2 pseudogenes are annotated in these 482 nt (G+C 64.9%); both read left to right on the forward strand.

The features are described from left to right. Window positions 1–337, forward strand: a pseudogene (locus EOA33_RS38285) (hypothetical protein); the annotation flags it as partial. Window position 338: 1 nt separating this feature from the next. After that, window positions 339–482, forward strand: a pseudogene (locus tag EOA33_RS41635) (aspartate aminotransferase family protein); the annotation flags it as partial.

Here is a 482-nt window from a genome sequence, read left to right on the forward strand (position 1 = left end):
CTACCCACCCGCGGAGAGCGGCGCGCCGGACGGCCTGCAGGTGCTGGCAGTCGGCATGGCGAGCCAGGTCGAGGAAAGCGCCGACATCCCGATCGAGGATCAGTTCCTGACCGACGAGGACGGCCGCTTCACCGCCGAGACTCTGTTCGGCGAGGCGAGCGACGCCAATCTCGACAAGGTCAAGCGCGGCAATGGCATGATCGTCAATTTCCCGCGCGGCAAGGGCGAGGTGTTCCATGCCGGAAGCTGCGAATGGGTCGCCGGCCTGCTAAGGCAGGACGCGATGGTCGAGCGCGTGACGAAAAATGTTCTCGATCGCTATCTCGGAAAGTCCTGACATGCCGAAACCGCAAGTCCAGCCTGCCCCTGACGCCGAAGCGCGGCCGCGGTCGCATCTGTTCTATCTGTCCAGCCTGCGCCGGCCGCTCGTCGATCGCGCCGAAGGCATCTATTTCTGGACCAAGGACGGCCGCCGCTTCATC

Source organism: Mesorhizobium sp. M4A.F.Ca.ET.050.02.1.1 (assembly GCF_003997725.1).
GTDB lineage: Bacteria > Pseudomonadota > Alphaproteobacteria > Rhizobiales > Rhizobiaceae > Mesorhizobium.